At 59.3% G+C, this 19,050-nt stretch carries 17 protein-coding genes; 7 read left to right on the top strand and 10 right to left on the bottom strand.

The genetic code is table 11. From position 1 onward, the window contains the following. Positions 1–5: 5 nt before the first annotated feature. The 4 genes from ALQ04_RS02875 to ALQ04_RS02860 all read right to left on the bottom strand — a co-directional run bounded on the left by ALQ04_RS02875 (position 6) and on the right by ALQ04_RS02860 (position 3,851). Complete coding sequence (locus tag ALQ04_RS02875; RefSeq protein ID WP_122314348.1) at positions 6–773, bottom strand: hypothetical protein; 768 nt, start codon at positions 771–773, stop codon at positions 6–8. 80 nt (positions 774–853) lie between these two features. Continuing rightward, positions 854–1,627: a hypothetical protein gene (locus ALQ04_RS02870; protein WP_122314347.1), complete on the bottom strand. Its 774-nt coding sequence runs from the start codon at positions 1,625–1,627 to the stop codon at positions 854–856. 81 nt (positions 1,628–1,708) lie between these two features. Then, positions 1,709–2,644: a LysR family transcriptional regulator gene (locus ALQ04_RS02865; RefSeq protein ID WP_122314346.1), complete on the bottom strand. Its 936-nt coding sequence runs from the start codon at positions 2,642–2,644 to the stop codon at positions 1,709–1,711. Between the two features lie 106 nt (positions 2,645–2,750). Beyond that, positions 2,751–3,851 carry an MBL fold metallo-hydrolase gene (locus ALQ04_RS02860; RefSeq protein WP_122314345.1) on the bottom strand — a complete coding sequence of 367 codons (1,101 nt, stop codon included), beginning with the start codon at positions 3,849–3,851 and terminating at the stop codon, positions 2,751–2,753. A 197-nt stretch (positions 3,852–4,048) separates the two neighbouring features. Between ALQ04_RS02860 and ALQ04_RS02855 the strand changes: the two genes are divergently transcribed. Further along, on the top strand, positions 4,049–4,669 hold the full coding sequence (locus ALQ04_RS02855) for a TetR/AcrR family transcriptional regulator (RefSeq protein WP_122314344.1): 621 nt from the start codon (positions 4,049–4,051) through the stop codon (positions 4,667–4,669). Between the two features lie 15 nt (positions 4,670–4,684). Here the strand turns inward: ALQ04_RS02855 and fahA are convergent, their stop codons facing one another. Next, positions 4,685–5,980, bottom strand: coding sequence for a fumarylacetoacetase (gene fahA / locus ALQ04_RS02850; protein WP_122314343.1), 1,296 nt, complete (start codon positions 5,978–5,980; stop codon positions 4,685–4,687). Then, entirely contained in the window at positions 5,980–7,284 is a 1,305-nt protein-coding gene (gene hmgA, locus ALQ04_RS02845; protein ID WP_122314342.1) for a homogentisate 1,2-dioxygenase, read from the bottom strand. Before hmgA ends, fahA begins: the two co-directional genes overlap by 1 nt. Before the next feature lie 132 nt (positions 7,285–7,416). On the opposite strand from hmgA, the gene ALQ04_RS02840 reads away from it, so the two are divergent. Next, positions 7,417–8,205, top strand: coding sequence for an IclR family transcriptional regulator (locus ALQ04_RS02840; RefSeq protein ID WP_122314341.1), 789 nt, complete (start codon positions 7,417–7,419; stop codon positions 8,203–8,205). Between the two features lie 31 nt (positions 8,206–8,236). Here ALQ04_RS02840 and hppD read toward each other — a convergent pair whose 3' ends face one another. The 3 genes from hppD to glcC form a co-directional block, all read right to left on the bottom strand. Next, on the bottom strand, positions 8,237–9,313 hold the full coding sequence (gene hppD, locus ALQ04_RS02835) for a 4-hydroxyphenylpyruvate dioxygenase (protein WP_122314340.1): 1,077 nt from the start codon (positions 9,311–9,313) through the stop codon (positions 8,237–8,239). A 145-nt stretch (positions 9,314–9,458) separates the two neighbouring features. Then, positions 9,459–10,124, bottom strand: a complete 666-nt coding sequence (gene maiA, locus ALQ04_RS02830; RefSeq protein ID WP_122314339.1) for a maleylacetoacetate isomerase — start codon at positions 10,122–10,124, stop codon at positions 9,459–9,461. Between the two features lie 95 nt (positions 10,125–10,219). Beyond that, complete coding sequence (gene glcC, locus ALQ04_RS02825; RefSeq protein ID WP_122314338.1) at positions 10,220–10,987, bottom strand: transcriptional regulator GlcC; 768 nt, start codon at positions 10,985–10,987, stop codon at positions 10,220–10,222. A gap of 235 nt (positions 10,988–11,222) precedes the next feature. On the opposite strand from glcC, the gene glcD reads away from it, so the two are divergent. The 5 genes from glcD to ALQ04_RS02800 all read left to right on the top strand — a co-directional run bounded on the left by glcD (position 11,223) and on the right by ALQ04_RS02800 (position 17,694). Continuing rightward, entirely contained in the window at positions 11,223–12,722 is a 1,500-nt protein-coding gene (gene glcD / locus ALQ04_RS02820) for a glycolate oxidase subunit GlcD (RefSeq protein ID WP_122314439.1), read from the top strand. Then, positions 12,722–13,783: a glycolate oxidase subunit GlcE gene (glcE, locus tag ALQ04_RS02815; RefSeq protein ID WP_122314337.1), complete on the top strand. Its 1,062-nt coding sequence runs from the start codon at positions 12,722–12,724 to the stop codon at positions 13,781–13,783. The genes glcD and glcE overlap by 1 nt, the downstream gene beginning before the upstream one ends. Positions 13,784–13,786: 3 nt before the next feature. Continuing rightward, on the top strand, positions 13,787–15,019 hold the full coding sequence (gene glcF / locus ALQ04_RS02810) for a glycolate oxidase subunit GlcF (protein ID WP_122314336.1): 1,233 nt from the start codon (positions 13,787–13,789) through the stop codon (positions 15,017–15,019). Between the two features lie 20 nt (positions 15,020–15,039). Continuing rightward, positions 15,040–15,447: a heme-binding protein gene (locus ALQ04_RS02805; protein ID WP_122314335.1), complete on the top strand. Its 408-nt coding sequence runs from the start codon at positions 15,040–15,042 to the stop codon at positions 15,445–15,447. 69 nt (positions 15,448–15,516) lie between these two features. Beyond that, positions 15,517–17,694 carry a malate synthase G gene (locus ALQ04_RS02800; RefSeq protein WP_122314334.1) on the top strand — a complete coding sequence of 726 codons (2,178 nt, stop codon included), beginning with the start codon at positions 15,517–15,519 and terminating at the stop codon, positions 17,692–17,694. Positions 17,695–17,886: 192 nt separating this feature from the next. Here the strand turns inward: ALQ04_RS02800 and ALQ04_RS02795 are convergent, their stop codons facing one another. Further along, on the bottom strand, positions 17,887–18,903 hold the full coding sequence (locus ALQ04_RS02795; protein WP_122314333.1) for a LacI family DNA-binding transcriptional regulator: 1,017 nt from the start codon (positions 18,901–18,903) through the stop codon (positions 17,887–17,889). Positions 18,904–19,050 lie beyond the last annotated feature (147 nt).

The following is a 19,050-nucleotide window of genomic DNA, read 5'->3' as shown; positions in this document are numbered from 1 at the left end:
CAAATTCACTCTCTGCGAGATTGCTTACTAAACTCTACCTGCCATCCTCGATTAACATACCCCTTACTTTCCTGATTATTCTTCTTGAAAACCTCTTCTTTCACAGAGTAATCCACCGACAGAAAGCTTTCTTTTTCTACAATTGATGCTTCCATGTACTCGGCAATCTGGCGCGCAAGCAGGTTGTCATGCGTATGCAGCGTTCCTGAATTTTCAATGGCAATAGCCGCTATCAACAAGTCGTTCCAGCTATTTCTGAAGTTATTCTTCAGCGAGTTTTGCTCCTTCAGCGAGGCCAGCAAACCCTGAGCTTTCTCTATGGCTTCACTGCTAAGCGGGACACATTCGATTTCGCGCTCCAGAAGGAAGCTGAATTTTCTCTTCAGTGTTTTTCGCTTTTCCTTGGGCAAGTGAGATATGACGCTATTGAAAAGCTCCGACGACTTATTATTTATGATTTCCGACATCGCATAATTTCCAAAATGTATGATCGGAGGATGAACGCCTCCGAACTCCATTTTTACCCAGTCAGTGCTCATCTTTGAAAATGCATGATCTCGGCGCAAAGGTCTGTTCGGAATATTCATGATGGCGTGGCGCTGAGAAACCAGGGGAACATAGTAATTCGCACTGACGGGGTCCGGGCTTACGGCACCAAGAAACTCTGAGGCCACAATCGACGCAACTCGCGCACGCTCTATATCAACACTCTCGGCATTCTGAATGGCCGCAATCAGGATTTGGGTATCCAGGAAATTTTTCGGATTATCCATAACTGTAAATACTCGGTTTTATCCTGTCGTTTGACTTTCTCAGCCGCTTGGCTGAATGAAGCACTCTGGCGTTGCATGAATCAAAGCGGCTGCGGCCCGCCCTTCCATGGCATGTATTCAACCCGGACAGTCCCTTCGGCAACGCCGTGCGGATCAAGCGTGAAACCGGGCAGTTGACGCAGGTTCATCTGCTTGCATTGCGCGCTCAGCCTGGCCTGCAAGTCGCCATCGAGCTTGAATGCATCGGGGCGCTGGGGGCTGGGTCGCAGGTTGACCAGACAGCCCTGCACCTGGCCTTTGGCATCGGCGACATAGCGGAAATCGGCATAGCCGATGCTGGACGCGGGTTGATTGCGCAGGGTCTGTTCCCAGAAGAAGCGGCTCTGCGCATAGCGCGTGACCCTGCCCATGCGTTTGAGCTTGAGCTCTTCGGTGTCTTCATCGGACGAGAAGATCAGCGGAGCGACGATTTCTGCCGTGCCGTCGGCATCGAAGACATCGCTTGGCACAATGGGGAACAGGGTGTTCCAGCAGGCTTCGCTGGCGACGGCTGAAAGTCGTGGGTCGAGAGGCGCAGGAGGCACGATGGCCGCGGAGTAAGGTTCCGCCTCGCAGAAAACCACTTCGTTGCGACGATTGATTTTTACCCTCAGTTTCACCTGGCCATCGAGGAGTTCGCTGCGGATCACCCGGGCATTGCTAGCCAGCGCGACTCTGAAGCCGATGGAAAACTCTTCGAGCTTGTTGATCTGTTCGGGCGTCGGTTTGACCACCGCGGGTGATTGGCAGCCGCCAAGGGCAAGCAGCCCCAGCAGCACTGCGGCCTTGCTCGGATCAACGTGAATGACCGACATGAAACGTCCTTGAGAGATGCGCGGAATAAAGAGCGCGCAATGCTACTGATACGCAATCTCAGAGTCCACGTATTCTGCGGTTCAGAGCAGGCCCTGTTCCGCGCAGACCTTTACTACCTGCTCGCGAAACCAGCCACTGGCTTCATCTTCATCGGCGTGTCGGCTCCAGGCCATGTCCAGGGTAAAGCCCGGCAGATCGGGCGGTAGTTCAAATACAGCGGCCCAGGGTTCGTTGGCCAGCAAGGTCTGGATACGGCGTGGCAGGACCAGAATGAAATCGGTCCCCTCAAGCATTTGCAGCGCCGCACGGTAGCTGTTGGCGCGGGTGACGATGTGTCGTTCGCGGCCCTGGCGTTGCAGCCAGCCATCCACCATGTTGGTGTCGGACGTCCAGGGCGTCGGATAGACATGTGAGCGCCGGGTGAACGTTTCGATATCGATGCTGGCACAGAGCGGTGCGAATTGTGCGTCCATCACGCAGACCAGATCGTCTTCCAGCAGAACCTGGCTGACCAGACTGTCGGGAATACGATGAAAACCCGGCCCGAAACACAGCGCCAGATCGAACTGGCCTTCGTTCAAGGCCTGGACAGGCAAATCCTTGTCGAGTTTCTGGACGTTGACGGTCACGGTAAATCCGCCGGCGATGAAATCGCGCATCAGGTGCGGCAAGACCAGCAGCTCGAAATACTCGGGAGCGCAGACGGTGAAGGTTGTCTGGCGGCTGGTCGGGTTGAACAGTTGCAGGCCGTCATGGCACAGGTTGATCTTTTCCAGGACCTGCAGCACATGGCTGTGCATGGCAATGGCCTTGCGGGTTGGACGCATGCCGTTGCGGGTACTGATGAACAGGTCGTCTTCAAAGTTGCTGCGCAACTTCTTCAAACAGTAACTGACCGTCGACTGGCTTACATGCAGGGCTTCCGACACCAGGGTCAGATTGCGCTGCTCGTAGACCGAGGCAAAGACCATCAGGTCCTGCATGTCGAGCTTTCTGAGGGCATTACTGTTGAGCATCGAGTCGTCTCGTGGCACTGACGGGAAGATCATTAGCACTAGCAAGATAACATCAAAACACCGTTATACCGTCTCCTCTTCCCATGCCGTAACAAGTCTCGATCCATCAGGCATTCTGCCGACGGCAGCCGACGCACGGTTGTGATTCATGCCGGGCAACAGCAGGTTCGACCGACTCCTGGATTTCATCCACCTCCAGCCACCAGGCTTCGCCACGGTTGGGATATTGCAGATAGAACGGCTGGCCCATCTGCGGCGTGGTAATGGAAACATTCTGTTCCCAGGCCAGTGCCAGAATGCGGTCGAACGGTTCGTGCCAGGCATGCATCGCCAGGTCGAAGGTGCCGTTGTGGATCGGCAGCAGCCAGCGACCGCGCAGATCGAGATGGGCCTGCAGCGTTTGCTCCGGCTGCATGTGCACATCCGGCCACTGGACGTTATAGGCACCGGTTTCCATCAGTGTCAGGTCGAAAGGCCCGTATTGCTCGCCAATGGTCTTGAAGCCGTCGAAATAACCCGAATCGCCACTGAAGAAGATCCGCTGCTCATCGGCAAGAATCACCCAGGACGCCCACAGGCTCTGGTTGCTGTCGAGCAATGTCCGCCCGGAAAAATGTTGCGATGGCGTGGCGACAAACTGCACGCCTGCCACTTCGGTTGACTGCCACCAATCCAGTTGCCGAACCTTGTGCGCCGGTACGCCCCACTCGATCAGGGTATCGCCAACGCCCAGCGGGGCCAGGAAATGCTTGGTCTTGTCCATCAGCGTCTTGATGGTCATGTGATCGAGATGATCGTAATGGTTGTGCGACAGAATCACCGCCGTGAGCGGCGGCAGGTCTTCGAGACTGATTGGTGGCTGATGAAAACGCTTGGGCCCCGCCCACTGCACGGGCGAAGCGCGCTCGGCAAAGACCGGATCGGTCAGCCAGAACTGGTTGTGCAACTTGAGCAGCACCGTGGAATGCCCGAGGCGAAACACGGTGTTGTCCGGGGCCGCCAGCAATTGCTGGCGCGACAGGCTCTGAACGGGAATCTCTCCGGCTGGCCGGGTTTCTCTGGGCTTGTTGAACGTGGCATTCCAGAACACCCCGAGGGTGCGGAAAAACCCCAGCGACTTGACCGGCGCGTGATTGCGGTAACGTCCCTCGTGACGAGACAAGGTCGGCAATGCGGAAACATCGGTTTTTGGGGTTATCATGGCCATGATTGACTGCCTCCTGAGAACAGGTCGAGATTCCTGCAGTGCTGCTGTTTTACGCCAGAAACTCACCCTACGGTAATAGGCGCAATACATGTAACAGAGTATTACACTACACGGTGTAGTTTTAAGCTTGCATGATTCCCCACGACAAGTAAACTGCCGAGTGTAATTTTCTCAAAACGCCCGTTTGAAGCGAACCTATGAAAGCCCCCATGCGCCTTACTGACCAGAAACGCGAAGCCATTGTCCTGGCTGCCATTGCCGAATTTCGGGACCGCGGTTTTGAAGTCACCAGTATGGATCGTATCGCCGCACGGGCCGAGGTTTCAAAACGGACGGTCTATAACCACTTCCCCAGCAAGGAAGAGCTTTTCGCGGAAATCCTGCAACGCCTGTGGACCTGCGCAGCACCGCAGCCCGATGCGCCTTACCGACTCGACACCAGCCTGCGCGAACAACTGCGCGACTTGTTGCGGCACAAGATGAATTCCCTGAGCGACAGCAATTTTCTGGATCTGGCACGGGTAGTGGTCGGCGCAACCATTCACTCTCCGGACCGCGCCCAGGCGTGGATGGCGCGTATCAATGAGCGTGAGGAAACCTTCTCCGTCTGGATCCGCGCCGCCCAGAAGGATGGACGCCTGAAGCCCATCGAGCCGGGCTTCGCAGCGTCGCAGATGCACGCCATGCTCAAGGCGTTTGCTTTCTGGCCACAATTGACCCTCAACGCCGATATCCTCAGCCCCGAGAAACAGAACGAAGTGATCGAATCGACACTCGACATGTTTCTCGGCTGGTATGAGATCAAGCCGGGTCAATAAAACATCGGTACAGGCTTAGCCCAGCACAGTGCCCCGGCACTCGCCAAAGCCGATCGACACCTGCCCTTCGCGATGACAGCGCGCGCGCAGGATCACTTCGTCACCGTGCTCCAGAAAGCGCCGCTCTTCGCCATTGGGCAGCTTCACTGACTGCTTGCCGCCGTCGGTCATTTCCAGCAGGCTGCCGAACTGCCCCGCCTGCGGACCGGACAAGGTGCCGGTGCCGAACAGATCGCCGGATTGCAGCTTGCAGCCATTGACGCTGTGATGCGCCACCATCTGCGCCACGGTCCAGTACATGTTAAGCGTGTTGCTCAGCGCCAGCCGCTGCGGCGCCACACCCCGGGCTTTCATCTGCGCGGTCAGCAACAGCACCTCCAGCTCAATGTCCAGTGCACCAGCGCTCTGGTCCGCCTGATCGAACAGATAAGGCAACGGTTGCGGATCGCCTTCGGGGCGTGGCGGCTGGGCACTGCGAAACGGCGCCAGAGCCTCGGGGCTCACCACCCAGGCAGAAATCGTCGTGGCAAAGCTCTTGGACAGGAACGGCCCCAGCGGCTGATATTCCCAGGCCTGGATATCCCGCGCCGACCAGTCATTGAGCAGGCAGAAACCGGCAATGTGCCGAGCCGCCCGATCAATTCCGATTGCCTGCCCCTGTTCATTGCCCGGCCCGATCCAGACGCCCATTTCCAGCTCGTAATCCAGCCGTTTGCAGGGGCCTGACTCAGGCACTTCCTGACCCGGCGCCAAAGTCTGGCCATTGGGGCGTCTGACAGGCGTACCGGAAATGCACAGCGTGGAAGACCGACCGTGATAACCAATCGGCACGTACTTGTAGTTGGGCAACAAGGGATTGTCCGGACGGAACAACTTGCCGACATTGGTCGCGTGATGGATACCGACATAGAAATCGGTGTAATCCCCGACCCGCGCCGGCATGTGCATCCGGCACTCATTCATGGGCAGCAGCAGATTGCTCGCGGCTTGCAGGCTGCTGCGCTGCGGGCTGTCCTCGGCGAACAGGTCCAGCAAGGCTTGGCGCAAGGTCTGGCGTGGCGTGGCGCCCAATGCGAAGAAATCATTCAGTTGCTCGCGACTGGCCACTTGCGCGGCCTCAAGTGCCGCGCCCTGAAAAAAGCCGGACTGCACCGCCGCCTGCAGGTCGAACACCAGATCGCCAATCGCCACACCGCCACGTGGACCGGTATCGCCATGGCTGAAAACGCCCAACGGCAGGTTCTGCAAGGGAAAATCAGGGTGACCGTTGGCCGAGACAATCCAGCTGCGGCCAGTCGAAGAAGCATTCATCAAGGCAATTCCTTATTGAAAATCCTGACCATGTCATTCCAGCAAGCGTCGTAATCGCTTTGCAGTTGTTCGCACTCCAGCGCATGACGGCTGGGGCGCAGGACCTTGCCGGTCTCGAACATGAAGGCCAGGGTGTTATCGATCTTGTGCGGCTTGAGCTCGGCGGCGATGGCCTTTTGCGCGGTGGCATTGTCCGGCCCATGGGCGCTCATGCAGTTGTGCAACGACGCCCCGCCGGGCATGAAGCCCTCGGCCTTGGCATCGTAGACGCCCTCGATCAGGCCCATGAATTCGTTCATCAGGTTGCGATGAAACCAGGGTGGACGGAAGGTATTTTCCGCGACCATCCAGCGTGGCGGGAAGATCACGAAATCGACATTGGCCTGCCCGTGAACCGCTCCGGGCGCCGTGAGCACCGTGAAAATCGAAGGGTCCGGATGATCGAAGCTGACCGTTCCCAAAGTATTGAAACGGCGCAGGTCATATTTGTACGGCACGTTATTGCCATGCCAGGCCACCACGTCGAACGGCGAATGCGCCAGGGTTGTGGACCAGAGTTCGCCGAGAAATTTCTGCACCAGTTCAACCGGCGTGTCGCTATTCTCGAAACACGCGACAGGGGCCATAAAGTCGCGAGGATTGGCCAGCCCGTTACTGCCGATAGGCCCCAGATCCGGCAGACGCAATGCACAACCGTGGTTTTCGCAGATATAGCCGCGGGCAGTGGCATCCAGCAGTTGCACCCTGAATTTCATGCCGCGCGGCAGTACCGCGATTTCATGTGGTTCGATATCCAGCAGCCCCAACTCCGTGACGATGCGCAGCCTGCCCTGCTGCGGCACCACCAGCCATTCGCCATCGGCATTGAAGAACGCCCGCTGCATGGAGGTATTGGCGCGATACACATAAATACTTACGCCATCGGCCTGATCGGCCGCGCTGGTACTGGCCAGGGCAATCAGGCCGTCGAGGAAGTCGGTGGCTGTCGCAGGAACATCGAAGGCATTCCAGCGCAGGCGATTGGGCGTAATCGGACCTTGTTCCAGACCAACGATCTGCTGCGCCAGACGCTCATACCGGGAATGGACGGCAGATGGCTTGATCCGGTACAGCCAGGTGCGCCGGGCCTCGGCCCGCGGAACCGTGAAGGCCGTACCGGAGAGCAATTCGGCATACAGTCCCAAAGGGTGTTTTTGCGGAGAGTTCTGACCGACCGGCAGTGCATCGGGAAGCGCTTCGCTGCTGAAGTGGTTACCGAAACCGGGCTGGTACAGCAGTGGTTGGTGTTCGGGATGAGTAGGCATCTGGACCTCTTGTTTTTATTGGTCACATGGCTGCGTAGCGAAAAATCGTAAACAGTTTACGCATAACGTAATTTGAGTTTGCGGGGTGGTCAAGCTATAAAGCTGCCTTTCCGGACTGGCACGTAATCCCTTATGAGCGATGACATCGAAAGCCCTGCAAACGGGCGCCAGCAAAAGGTTCAGGCAGCCGAAGTCGGCCTGGGCGTGCTCAAGGCCCTGGCCGAACTGACACCTTCGACCTCGCTGTCGAAACTGGCTGAACACCTGGGCATGCCGGCCAGCAAGGTCCATCGCTATCTGCAGGCGCTGATTGCCAGTGGTTTTGCCGAACAGGATGGCGTCACCAACCACTACGGCCTGGGTCGTGAAGCCTTGCAGGTCGGGCTGGCTTCGTTAGGCAAACTGGACGTCCTGAAAGTCGCCGCGCCTCATCTGGCCAGCTTGCGCGACGAACTCAATCAAACCTGTTTTCTGGCTGTATGGGGCAACAAGGGACCGACCGTGGTCTACGTCGAGCCCTCCACCGGCGCGATCACCCTGGTAACCCAGATCGGCTCGGTATTGCCGCTGCTCGGCTCCTCAACCGGACTGGTATTCGCCAGTTTCCTGGCCGCTGGCGAAACAGGCGTACTCAGGGAACAGGAAACACCTCACCTGAACGAAGCGCAGCTCAAGGACGTCGAGCTGCATATCGAACAGATTCGCGCCAAGGGTGTGCACCAGATCCATGGTTTGTTGATGCCCGGTGTCAACGCCGTGTCCAGCCCGGTCTTCGCCATGGGCAACAAACTGGCAGGCGTGGTGACCGTGGTGGGTTCAGGTGCGCTGTTGACGGGCCAGACCCAGGATCTGGCTGCTGGCCGTTTGCTTGAAACGGCACGGGCCATCAGTGGAAGAATGGGTGGGGACTTTCGCGAATGAATTCGCCCACCCGGATCAATTGAGCGAACAATCACTCCGCCATCAACACTCCACGGCGAATCTGATCCCGCTCGATGGACTCGAACAACGCCTTGAAATTGCCCTCACCGAACCCGTCATCGCCCTTGCGCTGGATGAACTCGAAGAACACCGGCCCCATCAGGGTTTCAGAGAATATCTGCAACAGCAAGCGGCGCTGTCCGCCTTCGGACGTGCCATCGAGCAGAATGCCGCGTGCCTTGAGTTCGGCCTCGGGCTCGCCATGATCAGGCAGACGACCTTCAAGCATTTCGTAATAAGTGTCTGGCGGCGCGGTCATGAAGCGCATGCCGGTGGTTTTCAGGGCATCCCAGGTCTTGATCAGGTCGTCGGTGAAGAACGCCACATGCTGGATGCCCTCACCGTTGAACTGCATCAGGAACTCTTCGATCTGCCCGGCGCCTTTTGAAGACTCTTCATTCAGCGGAATGCGGATCATGCCATCGGGCGCAGTCATCGCCTTGGAAGTCAGGCCGGTGTATTCACCCTTGATGTCGAAGTAGCGGATTTCCCGAAAGTTGAACAGCTTTTCATAGAAATTCGCCCAATACGCCATGCGTCCGCGATAGACGTTGTGGGTCAGGTGATCGATGAACTGCAGGCCGGCACCCACCGGATGCCGCTCGACACCTTCGATGAAATTGAAGTCGATGTCATAGATCGACGTGCCCTCGCCAAAGCGGTCGATCAGGTACAGCGGCGCACCGCCAATGCCCTTGATCGCCGGCAAGCGCAACTCCATCGGCCCGGTGGCGATTTCCACGGGCTGCGCGCCCAGTTCCAGGGCGCGGTTGTAGGCTTTCTGCGCATCCTTGACCCGAAACGCCATGCCGCACACCGACGGTCCGTGTTCGGCCGCAAAATAGGAAGCCAGGCTATGGGGTTCGTTGTTGAGAATCAGATTGATCGCACCCTGGCGATACAGCACCACATCCTTGGAGCGGTGCGTCGCGACCTTGGTAAAGCCCATCATCTGAAAGACAGGCTCAAGCGTGCCGGGGGTTGGCGAGGCGAATTCGATGAATTCAAAGCCCATCAGGCCCATCGGGTTTTCGTAGAGATCAGCCATGGTCTGGCTCCTTGCAGGAAAAGTGACAAAACGAAACAGCGCAAATCACTTTTCTGCGGGCGGCGCACAGGAAATGCCGCGGACACTGCGGGCAAGGAAATCACCGAAAATCAGTTGCAGACCTAAAGTTTTCATAAGTTTCAGCCTAGTCCGGCTTGTCCGGTTGTGCATCCGGGTGGGCCTTCTGAAAGGCAGGATAAGTCAGCGCCCGTTGCTCGACCCGGGTGATACGCGGACAGGCACCCAGATCGACCTTGAAACGTCTTGCAGCGTACACCTGCGGCAGAAGATACACATCCGCCACGCTTGGCTCATTGCCAAAACAGAAGGCGGTCCCGTCAATCAACTGCTCGACGGCCTGCAAGCCTTCAGCGATCCAGTGGCCAATCCAGCCTGAAATGTCCGCCTCGTCATGGCCCATGCCGCGCAAACGGTTGAGCACCGAGACATTGTGCAGTGGATGGATATCGCAACCGATCAACGCTGCAACCGCCCGTTGCCGGGCGCGCAATACCAGGTCCGTCGAAAGCAATGGCTGATCAGGATAACGCTCTTCGAGGTATTCGATGATGGCAGGCGACTGAGTGATGATTTCACCGCTTTCCAGCCGCAAGGCGGGCACCCTGCCCTGCGGATTGACGGCCTTGTATCCGGGCTTGAGATGTTCGCCAACCTCGCCGAGCAGATTGACCGGGATCGCGGTGTAATCCAGCCCTTTCAGGGCCAGGGCGATGCGCACGCGATAGCTGGACGTCGAGCGATAGTAGGTAAACAGCTCAAGGCGGGGCGCATCTCGGGGGAGCGAATTCATTCGCGAACAACCCTCAAACACTCATTATTATTTTTCGTAACCGAATTACGTGATGCGTAAATTGCGCGTTCACTGTAAGCCTGTCAAGCGCTCACTCATGCCCACCCTTCCAGGCGCAAGGTCGAGCGCACCAGCCGTTGTTCTTCGTTTTCGATTTCCCGCAGGTTCTCGCAAATACTCTGGATATGCGCCAACGCGGCCTTGCGTGCCTGTTCCGGCAGACGGCCGGTCACGGCGTTGTACAGACGGGCATGCTGGCGATCGATCTGACGCTTCTGTGCTTCGCGGTGATAAAGGTTGTTGACCGAGGCATAGACAGTGTTGAGCAACAGATCGGTCAACGAGCGCAAGGTCTGCACCAGCACCGGATTATGCGAAGCCTCGCAGATGGCCAGATGAAAAGCGTGATCGAGCCGGGCATGCTCGCCAGCCTCCAGTTCCCGGCTATGGGCGGCGACCAGCGCGTCGTAACTGCGGGTGATCAGGACAAAATCCGCATCGGTGCCGCGCAGCGCTGCCAGTCGCGCCGACTCGCCTTCCAGCAGGCTGCGCACTTCAAACAGGTCGTACAGCGTGCGCGGTTGCGAGCCGAACAGGTGCATCAGCGGCGACACCTGCTGCTGGCTGTTCATCTGCGCGACAAACGAGCCCTTGCCCTGTTCGGTTTCGATGATGCCCCGCGCCCGCAGCAGCTTCAGGCCTTCACGCAAGGCGGTACGCGACACGCCGAGCTTTTCGGTCAGGCGTCGCTCGGACGGCAACAACTGCCCCACCTTCAGGACGCCATCGACGATCAAGCGTTCGATACGCTCACACACCACATCCGCCACTTGCGGGACCCGCTGCTTTACCGAGCCGTCCATCCTCGCCTCCACTGGTATGACCAGATCACGGATAAAAACCGATGGTCAACCAAACCAGTTTCAAGCAACTGTTTTTAAATGGCTTTTTTAACAGTCAACTTCTCAGGATTCTGAAAAACTGGTTCGACCATTCATCTCAGGCATGGACAGTAAAGCCGCGAGCGCCAATGATGCAAGTCAACCGCTGCCTGAAACCGGTCACGCACGCCCGACAAAAACAATACTGGGTTGCACCATGAATATTCTTTACGACGAACGCATCGATGGCGTCCTGCCTGCCGTCGACAAGCAGCAACTGCTGGACGAGCTGCAACAGCAATTGCCCGATCTGGATATCCTGCATCGCCCCGAGGAGCTGCGGCCCTATGAGTGCGATGGCCTGTCCGCCTATCGCACCACGCCCATGCTGGTGGCCTTGCCCCGGCATATCGAGCAAGTGCAGACCCTGCTCCGGCTGTGTCACAAGCGGCATGTGCCGGTGGTGGCGCGTGGCGCAGGCACAGGCCTTTCCGGTGGTGCCCTGCCGCTGGAAAAAGGTGTGCTGCTGGTGATGGCGCGCTTCAACCAGATACTGGAAATCAACCCCGCTGCCCGCCTGGCACGGGTCCAGCCCGGTGTCCGCAACCTGGCAATTTCCCAGGCCGCTGCGCCACACGGCTTGTATTACGCGCCAGACCCGTCCTCGCAGATTGCCTGCTCCATTGGCGGCAATGTCGCGGAAAATGCCGGTGGCGTGCATTGCCTCAAGTACGGCCTGACCGTCCACAACCTGCTCAAGGTCGAGATGCTCAGTGTCGAGGGTGAACCCATGACCCTGGGCAGCGAGGCACTGGATTCGCCCGGTTTCGATCTGCTCGCATTGTTTACCGGCTCCGAAGGCATGCTCGGGGTCATTACCGAAGTAACCGTCAAACTGTTGCCCAAGCCGCAGGTGGCCAAAGTGCTGCTGGCGGCCTTCGATTCGGTGGAAAAGGCTGGCCGGGCGGTGGGCGATATCATCGCCGCCGGCATCATTCCCGGCGGCCTGGAAATGATGGACAACCTGGCGATTCGTGCCGCCGAAGACTTTATCCATGCCGGTTATCCGGTGGATGCCGAAGCCATCCTGCTCTGCGAACTCGATGGCGTCGAAGCCGATGTGCATGCCGACTGCGAGCGGGTTCGCGAAGTGCTGAGCAGGGCTGGCGCCACCGAACTGCGGCAGGCCAGGGACGAAGCCGAGCGCGTGCGTTTCTGGGCCGGACGCAAGAATGCCTTCCCGGCAGTCGGGCGTCTGTCACCGGACTATTACTGCATGGACGGCACCATTCCGCGCAGGGAACTGCCCGGCGTATTGCGCGGCATTGCCCGGTTGTCCGAGGAGTACGGCCTGCGGGTTGCCAATGTGTTTCATGCCGGAGACGGCAACATGCACCCGCTGATCCTGTTCGATGCCAACCAGCCGGGCGAGCTGGAACGCGCCGAAAACCTCGGCGGCAAGATCCTTGAGCTGTGCGTCGAAGTCGGCGGCAGCATCACCGGCGAACACGGTGTCGGCCGGGAAAAGATCAATCAGATGTGCGCGCAGTTCAACAGCGATGAGCTGACCTTTTTCCACGCGATAAAGGCAGCCTTCGATGCCAGCGGCCTGCTCAACCCCGGCAAGAACATTCCGACCCTGCATCGCTGTGCGGAATTCGGCGCGATGCATGTGCATGCGGGCCAGTTGCCCTTCCCCGAGCTGGAGCGTTTCTGATGGCGCCGACACATGACCACGATGCCAGCCAGGCCCTGCTCGATCAGGTCAACCAGGCCTTGCACGACACTACACCGCTGCGGATTCAGGGCGGCAACAGCAAATCGTTCCTGGGTCGTAACCTGGCAGGCCAAGTGCTCGATACTCGCGAGCACAGAGGGATTGTCAGCTACGACCCGACGGAGCTGGTGATTACCGCTCGCGCCGGCACCCCGTTGAGCGAGCTGCTGCAGGTACTCGATGATGCCGGTCAGATGCTGCCTTGCGAACCACCGGCGTTTGGCGATGCCACCCTCGGCGGCATGGTCGCTGCCGGGCTGTCCGGGCCGCGCAGGCCATGGAGCGGTTCGGTGCGCGACTTCGTGCTGGGCACCAGGGTGATTACCGGGCTGGGCAAGCACTTGCGCTTCGGCGGCGAGGTCATGAAAAACGTCGCCGGTTACGACGTCTCGCGATTGATGGCGGGCAGCCTGGGTTGTCTGGGGCTGCTGACCGAAGTCTCACTCAAGGTCCTGCCCAAACCACGCCTGTGCAGCAGTATCGCTGTGCCAATGGACAGCGCCCGAGCCCTGCAATGCCTGGCCGAATGGGGTCAGCACCCCATACCGATCAGCGCCGCCAGTCATGACGGACGTGTATTGCGCCTGCGCCTCGAAGGCGGCGAAGGCTCGGTAAGCGCTGCCCGTGACAGCCTCGGCGGCGAAGAACTGGACTCCGCTTACTGGCAGGACCTCAACGAACAGCGTCTGGACTTCTTTCGCGACGGCCGAACGCTGTGGCGCCTGTCGGTGCCCAATAACACGGGCGTACTGAACCTGCCGGGCGAGCAACTGATCGACTGGGGCGGCGCGCAACGCTGGCTGAAATCCGAGGCAGCCGGCACAACGATTCGCGACATGGTCACGGCTGTCGGCGGACATGCGACCTGCTACCAGCCTGGCCACGAGGACAGTCCGTTCCAGCCGATGACTGCACCCTTGCTGCGCTATCACCAGCAACTCAAGGCCCGGCTCGATCCGCAGGGCATCTTCAACCCTGGCCGAATGTACGCGGAGTTCTGAATCATGCAGACCACCTTGAGCGAACACGCCAGACAACTGCCCCGCGCCGAAGAAGCCGAAAGCATTCTGCGCAGTTGCGTGCATTGCGGCTTCTGCAATGCCACCTGCCCGACCTATCAATTGCTCGGCGATGAACTCGACGGCCCTCGCGGGCGTATCTACCTGATCAAGCAAGTGCTGGAAGGCAATGAAGTCACCGAGAAAACCCAACTGCATCTGGACCGCTGCCTGAGCTGTCGCAACTGCGAAACCACCTGCCCGTCCGGCGTGGATTATCACAACCTGCTGGACATCGGGCGGGCAGTGGTCGATGCCGCCGTGCCGCGACCACTGGGCCAGCGGCTGTTACGCGACGGCCTGCGCCACGTCGTGCCACGTCCCGGGCTGTTCAAATCCCTGACCAGGCTGGGCAATACCTTTCGCCCGCTGTTGCCTGATGGCCTGAAAACCAAGCTTCCCGCCGCCATCCATCCAGCGGGGAATCGTCCGCCAGCACGCCACTCACGCCAGGTACTGATGCTGGAAGGCTGCGTGCAGCCAGGCCTGTCGCCCAACACCAATGCGGCCACCGCGCGGGTGCTGGATCGTCTCGGCATCAGCGTGAGCCCCGCCAGCGAGGCCGGTTGCTGCGGCGCCGTGGACTACCATCTGAACGCGCAGCACGCCGGGCTGGATCGGGCACGGCGCAATATCGATGCCTGGTGGCCAGCCATTGAAAACGGCGCCGAATCGATCATCCAGACTGCCAGCGGTTGCGGAGCCTTCATAAAGGACTATGGTCATCTGCTACGCCACGACCCCGCCTACGCCCAAAAGGCGGTGCGGGTCAGCGCGCTGGCCCGGGATCTGGTGGAAGTGCTGCGCGATGAACCCTTGCAGGATCTGGGCATCAAAAGCGACCTGCGGCTGGCGTTCCATTGCCCTTGCACGTTGCAGCACGCACAGAAACTTGGCGGAGAAGTCGAGCGAGTGTTATCACGTCTAGGCTTCAACCTGACAGCCGTGCCGGACGGGCATTTATGCTGCGGCTCGGCAGGCACCTATTCCATCACCCAGCCAGACTTGTCACGCCAACTGCGCGACAACCGGATGAACGCTCTGGAAAGCGGCAAGCCGCAAGTGATCGCCACCGCCAATATCGGCTGCCAGACTCATCTCGCGGGTGCCAACCGGACCCCGGTGCGGCACTGGATCGAACTGATCGACCAGGCCCTCAATCCTTCTGAATCTCACTGAAAACCAACCTGGAGAACCCCATGAAAATAAAAGCCGTTCTGACCCAGACCGAAGTCAGCCTGATGCTCGCTGCCGCCCGCAACGAAGCACTGGCCAATGACTGGGCCGTTTCCATTGCCGTGGTCGATGACGGCGGTCACCTGCTGGCCTTCGAGCGCCTGGACGGCAGTGCCGCGATCAGCAGCTATATCAGCATCGAAAAAGCCCGCACCTCTGCACTTGGCCGTCGTGAGTCCAAAGGTTACGAAGAGATGGTCAATGGCGGCCGCACCGCGTTCCTCAGCGCACCGTTGCTGACCTCGCTGGAAGGTGGCGTGCCGGTGATTGTCGACGGCCAGGTGATCGGCGCGGTGGGCGTGTCCGGGGTCAAGTCCGATCAGGATGCACAGGTGGCAAAGGCCGGGATTGCAGCGCTGAACGCCGATTGATTGCCTGAACCTTTTTCGCGGCTCAAGCCGCTCCCACACTGAATGTACATGCTCCTGCGAGGACCGCTCATGACTGATTTCATCAAATGCCAACGCTTGAAAGTGGCGGTCAATCTGCAACGTTTCATCGATGAAGAGGTGCTACCGGGCACCGGACTGGATCGTGAAGAGTTCTGGGAAGGGTTCGATACGCTGGTGCATGATCTGGCGCCGCTGAACCGCGACCTGCTGGCCGAACGTGATCGCCTGCAAGGCGAGCTGGATAAATGGCACAAGGCACATCCTGGCCCGATCAGCGACATGCCCGCCTATCGCAGCTTCCTGCAATCGATCGGTTATCTGGCTGCGGTGCCGGAGCAAGTCTGCGCCACCACCTCGAATGTGGATCTGGAAATCAGTGACCAGTCCGGCCCGCAACTGGTGGTTCCGGCCAGTAATGCGCGTTACGCGCTCAATGCCGCCAACGCCCGCTGGGGTTCGCTGTACGACGCGCTGTACGGCACCGATGTGATCCCCACCAGCGAGGGCGCGGAAATCAGCGCTGGCTACAACCCGTTGCGCGGCGCCAAGGTCATCGTCTTTGCCCGCGAACTGCTGGACGAAATCATTCCCCTGACCCGCGGCACGCATATCGATGCACGGCATTACGCAGTGGTCGACGGCAAGATGCAGATCAGACTGGCCGATGACAGCGAAACCGGCCTGCAACAGCCGGAAAAATATATCGGCTATCAGGGTGACGCCGAGCACCCGACTGCGATTCTGCTCAAGAACAATGGCCTGCACATCGAGATCCAGATCGATCACAAACATGCGATTGGCAGCAACGACGTGGCCGGGATCAAGGATCTGCTGATCGAATCGGCACTTTCGACCATCATCGACTGCGAAGACTCGGTCACCGCCGTGGACGCCGACGACAAGGTCACGGTCTATCGCAACTGGCTGGGCCTGATGAAGGGCGACCTGAGCGAAGAGCTGGTCAAGGGCGGCAAGACCATCACCCGCCGCCTCAATCCGGATCGAGCCTACAAGGCGGCCAGCGGCGGAGAACTGAAGCTGCCGGGACGCTCGCTGCTGCTCATCCGCAACGTCGGCCATCTGATGACCAACCCGGCGATTGTCGACCGTCAGGAACATGAGATTCCCGAAGGGATTCTCGATGGCGTCATCACCAGCCTGATCGCCCTGCACGACCTCAAGCGACGCGGCAACTCTCGGGCCGGCAGTATCTATATCGTCAAGCCGAAGATGCACGGCCCGCAGGAAGTAGCCTTTGCCGATCACCTGTTCAGCCGTATCGAAGACCTGCTCAAGCTGCCACGACACACCCTGAAAATGGGCATCATGGACGAAGAGCGGCGCACCAGCGTCAACCTCAAGGCCTGTATCGAGGCAGCGTCGGCGCGGGTGGCATTCATCAATACCGGCTTCCTGGACCGCACTGGCGATGAAATCCACAGCGCCATGCAAGCCGGTCCGGTGTTGCGCAAGGGCGACATGAAAAATACGCCATGGATCAAGGCCTACGAACGCAACAACGTGCTGGTCGGCCTGACCTGCGGCCTGCGTGGCCGGGCGCAGATCGGCAAGGGCATGTGGGCGATGCCGGATCGCATGGCCGACATGCTGGAACAGAAGATCATCCACCCACAGGCCGGCGCTACCACTGCATGGGTACCCTCGCCGACCGCCGCAACCCTGCACGCGCTGCACTATCACAAAGTCAATGTGAGCAAGGTCCAGGAAGAGCTGCAACGCATCAAGCTGGCCGACATCAGCGAACAGTTGCTCGACGACCTGCTGCAAATTCCGGTAGCCGACAAGCCCGACTGGTCTGCCGAGCAGATCCGCGTCGAAGTCGAGAACAATGCCCAGGGGTTGCTCGGTTATGTGGTGCGCTGGGTCGAACAGGGTGTCGGCTGCTCCAAGGTCCCGGACATCCACAACGTGGGCCTGATGGAAGACCGCGCCACGCTGCGCATCTCAAGCCAGCACATGGCCAACTGGCTGCGCCATAAAGTGATCAATCAGGAATATGTGCTGGGTACTCTGGAACGCATGGCCCGTGTGGTCGACAAGCAGAATGCCGGGGATTCGCAGTATCGCCCGATGGCGGCGGACCTCAAGAATTCCACCGCATTCCAGGCCGCCTGCGCGTTGGTACTCAAGGGGAGTGAACAACCGAGCGGTTATACCGAGCCGCTGCTGCATGAGTTCAGGTTGGCGTTCAAGAAGCAGGAGTAACCCTGCTCTTCGCGAATGAACTGGCTCTGTCTGCATCAAGTGTTGCAAGTCCGTCAGAGGACTGTGGGAGGCAGCTTGCTGGCGACTTCACCGTTGTCGCCAGCAAACTGCCTCCACAGCATTACCAGCGCTATACCCAAATCCAACGGGTGGGAGCGGATTCATCCGCGAAAAACGCACCACCGAGAGCCTTCAGGAACTCTCGCGCACCACCAGTTCAAACCCCAGGTCCACATGCGCTGGCTGGGCCAGCCCTTCCAGCAGGCCCAGCAACAATTGCGCGGCACGCTGACCGACTTCCTCGCGCGGTGTGCGGATCGAAGTCAGGCGCGGGACCATGTGGGCCGAACCGGGCAGGTCATTGAAACCCACCAGGGAAACCTGCTGCGGTATCGCGATGCCACGTCGCAAGGCTTCCAGGGCGGCGCCCTGTGCCAGGTCGTCGTTACAGAAGAAAATACCGTCCACATCGGGGTGCCGTTCCAGCAGTTGCGCGAACAACTCGCTGCCCAGGCCGATCGAAGACGGTTGCGGGGTCGAAACCTGCAGCTCGGGGTCGAACAACCCGGCCTCCTCCAGCACCTTGCGGAACCCTGCACCACGCCGCAGCACCCGCGGATCGAGCTGTGCCGCCATATACACCAGACGCTTGCGTCCGCGCCCCAACAGATGACGCGCCGCCTGCGCCCCGGCTTCTTCCTGGGAAAAACCCACACAATAAGCGTCGCGCTGGGTATCCAGTTCCATCATGTGCACACAGGGAATGCCGCTGGCCTCCAGCATCTTGCGCGCCGCCGGCGTGTGATCGAAACCGGTCAGCAGGATGCCTCTCGGCCGATTGACCAGATGGTTGCGCAGCAGGTTTTCTTCTTCGTCGGGGGAGTAGTGATAGTTACCGATCATCACTTCCAGGCCACGGGTACGCAGCACACCCTGAATGGCTTCCAGGGTGTCGATGAACAACTGGTTGGAAAGCGAAGGCACCAGCACCACAACGGTCTGGCTGCACGATGAAGCCAGGGCGCGGGCCGCTGGATTGGCTACATATCCCAGGCTCTGCGCCGCAGCACGCACCTTGTCCACCAGCTCGGGGGCAACGGTGGCAACCCCGCGCAGCGCACGGGATGCAGTGATCGGCGAAACAGCCGCGAGCTGGGCAACTTCATTGAGGGTTGGACGGCCGGTGGAGCGGGAACCAATGCGGGTCATGTATTGCCAACTAACATAGGGGTTGCCAAATGTATTCAATGCCCCCTAAGGTAGCGCTGTCTCATGGACCGTGACAATGCTTTATCGCTGTTGCTCACTGCGCAGAACAGCCTGCAATGAAAGGGATACACCCAAAACAACGACAAG

Source organism: Pseudomonas cichorii (genome assembly GCF_003700275.1).
Taxonomy (GTDB): domain Bacteria; phylum Pseudomonadota; class Gammaproteobacteria; order Pseudomonadales; family Pseudomonadaceae; genus Aquipseudomonas; species Aquipseudomonas cichorii_B.
The sequence above is the reverse complement of the archived record's forward strand: the minus strand, read 5'-3'. Positions and strand labels throughout refer to the sequence as shown.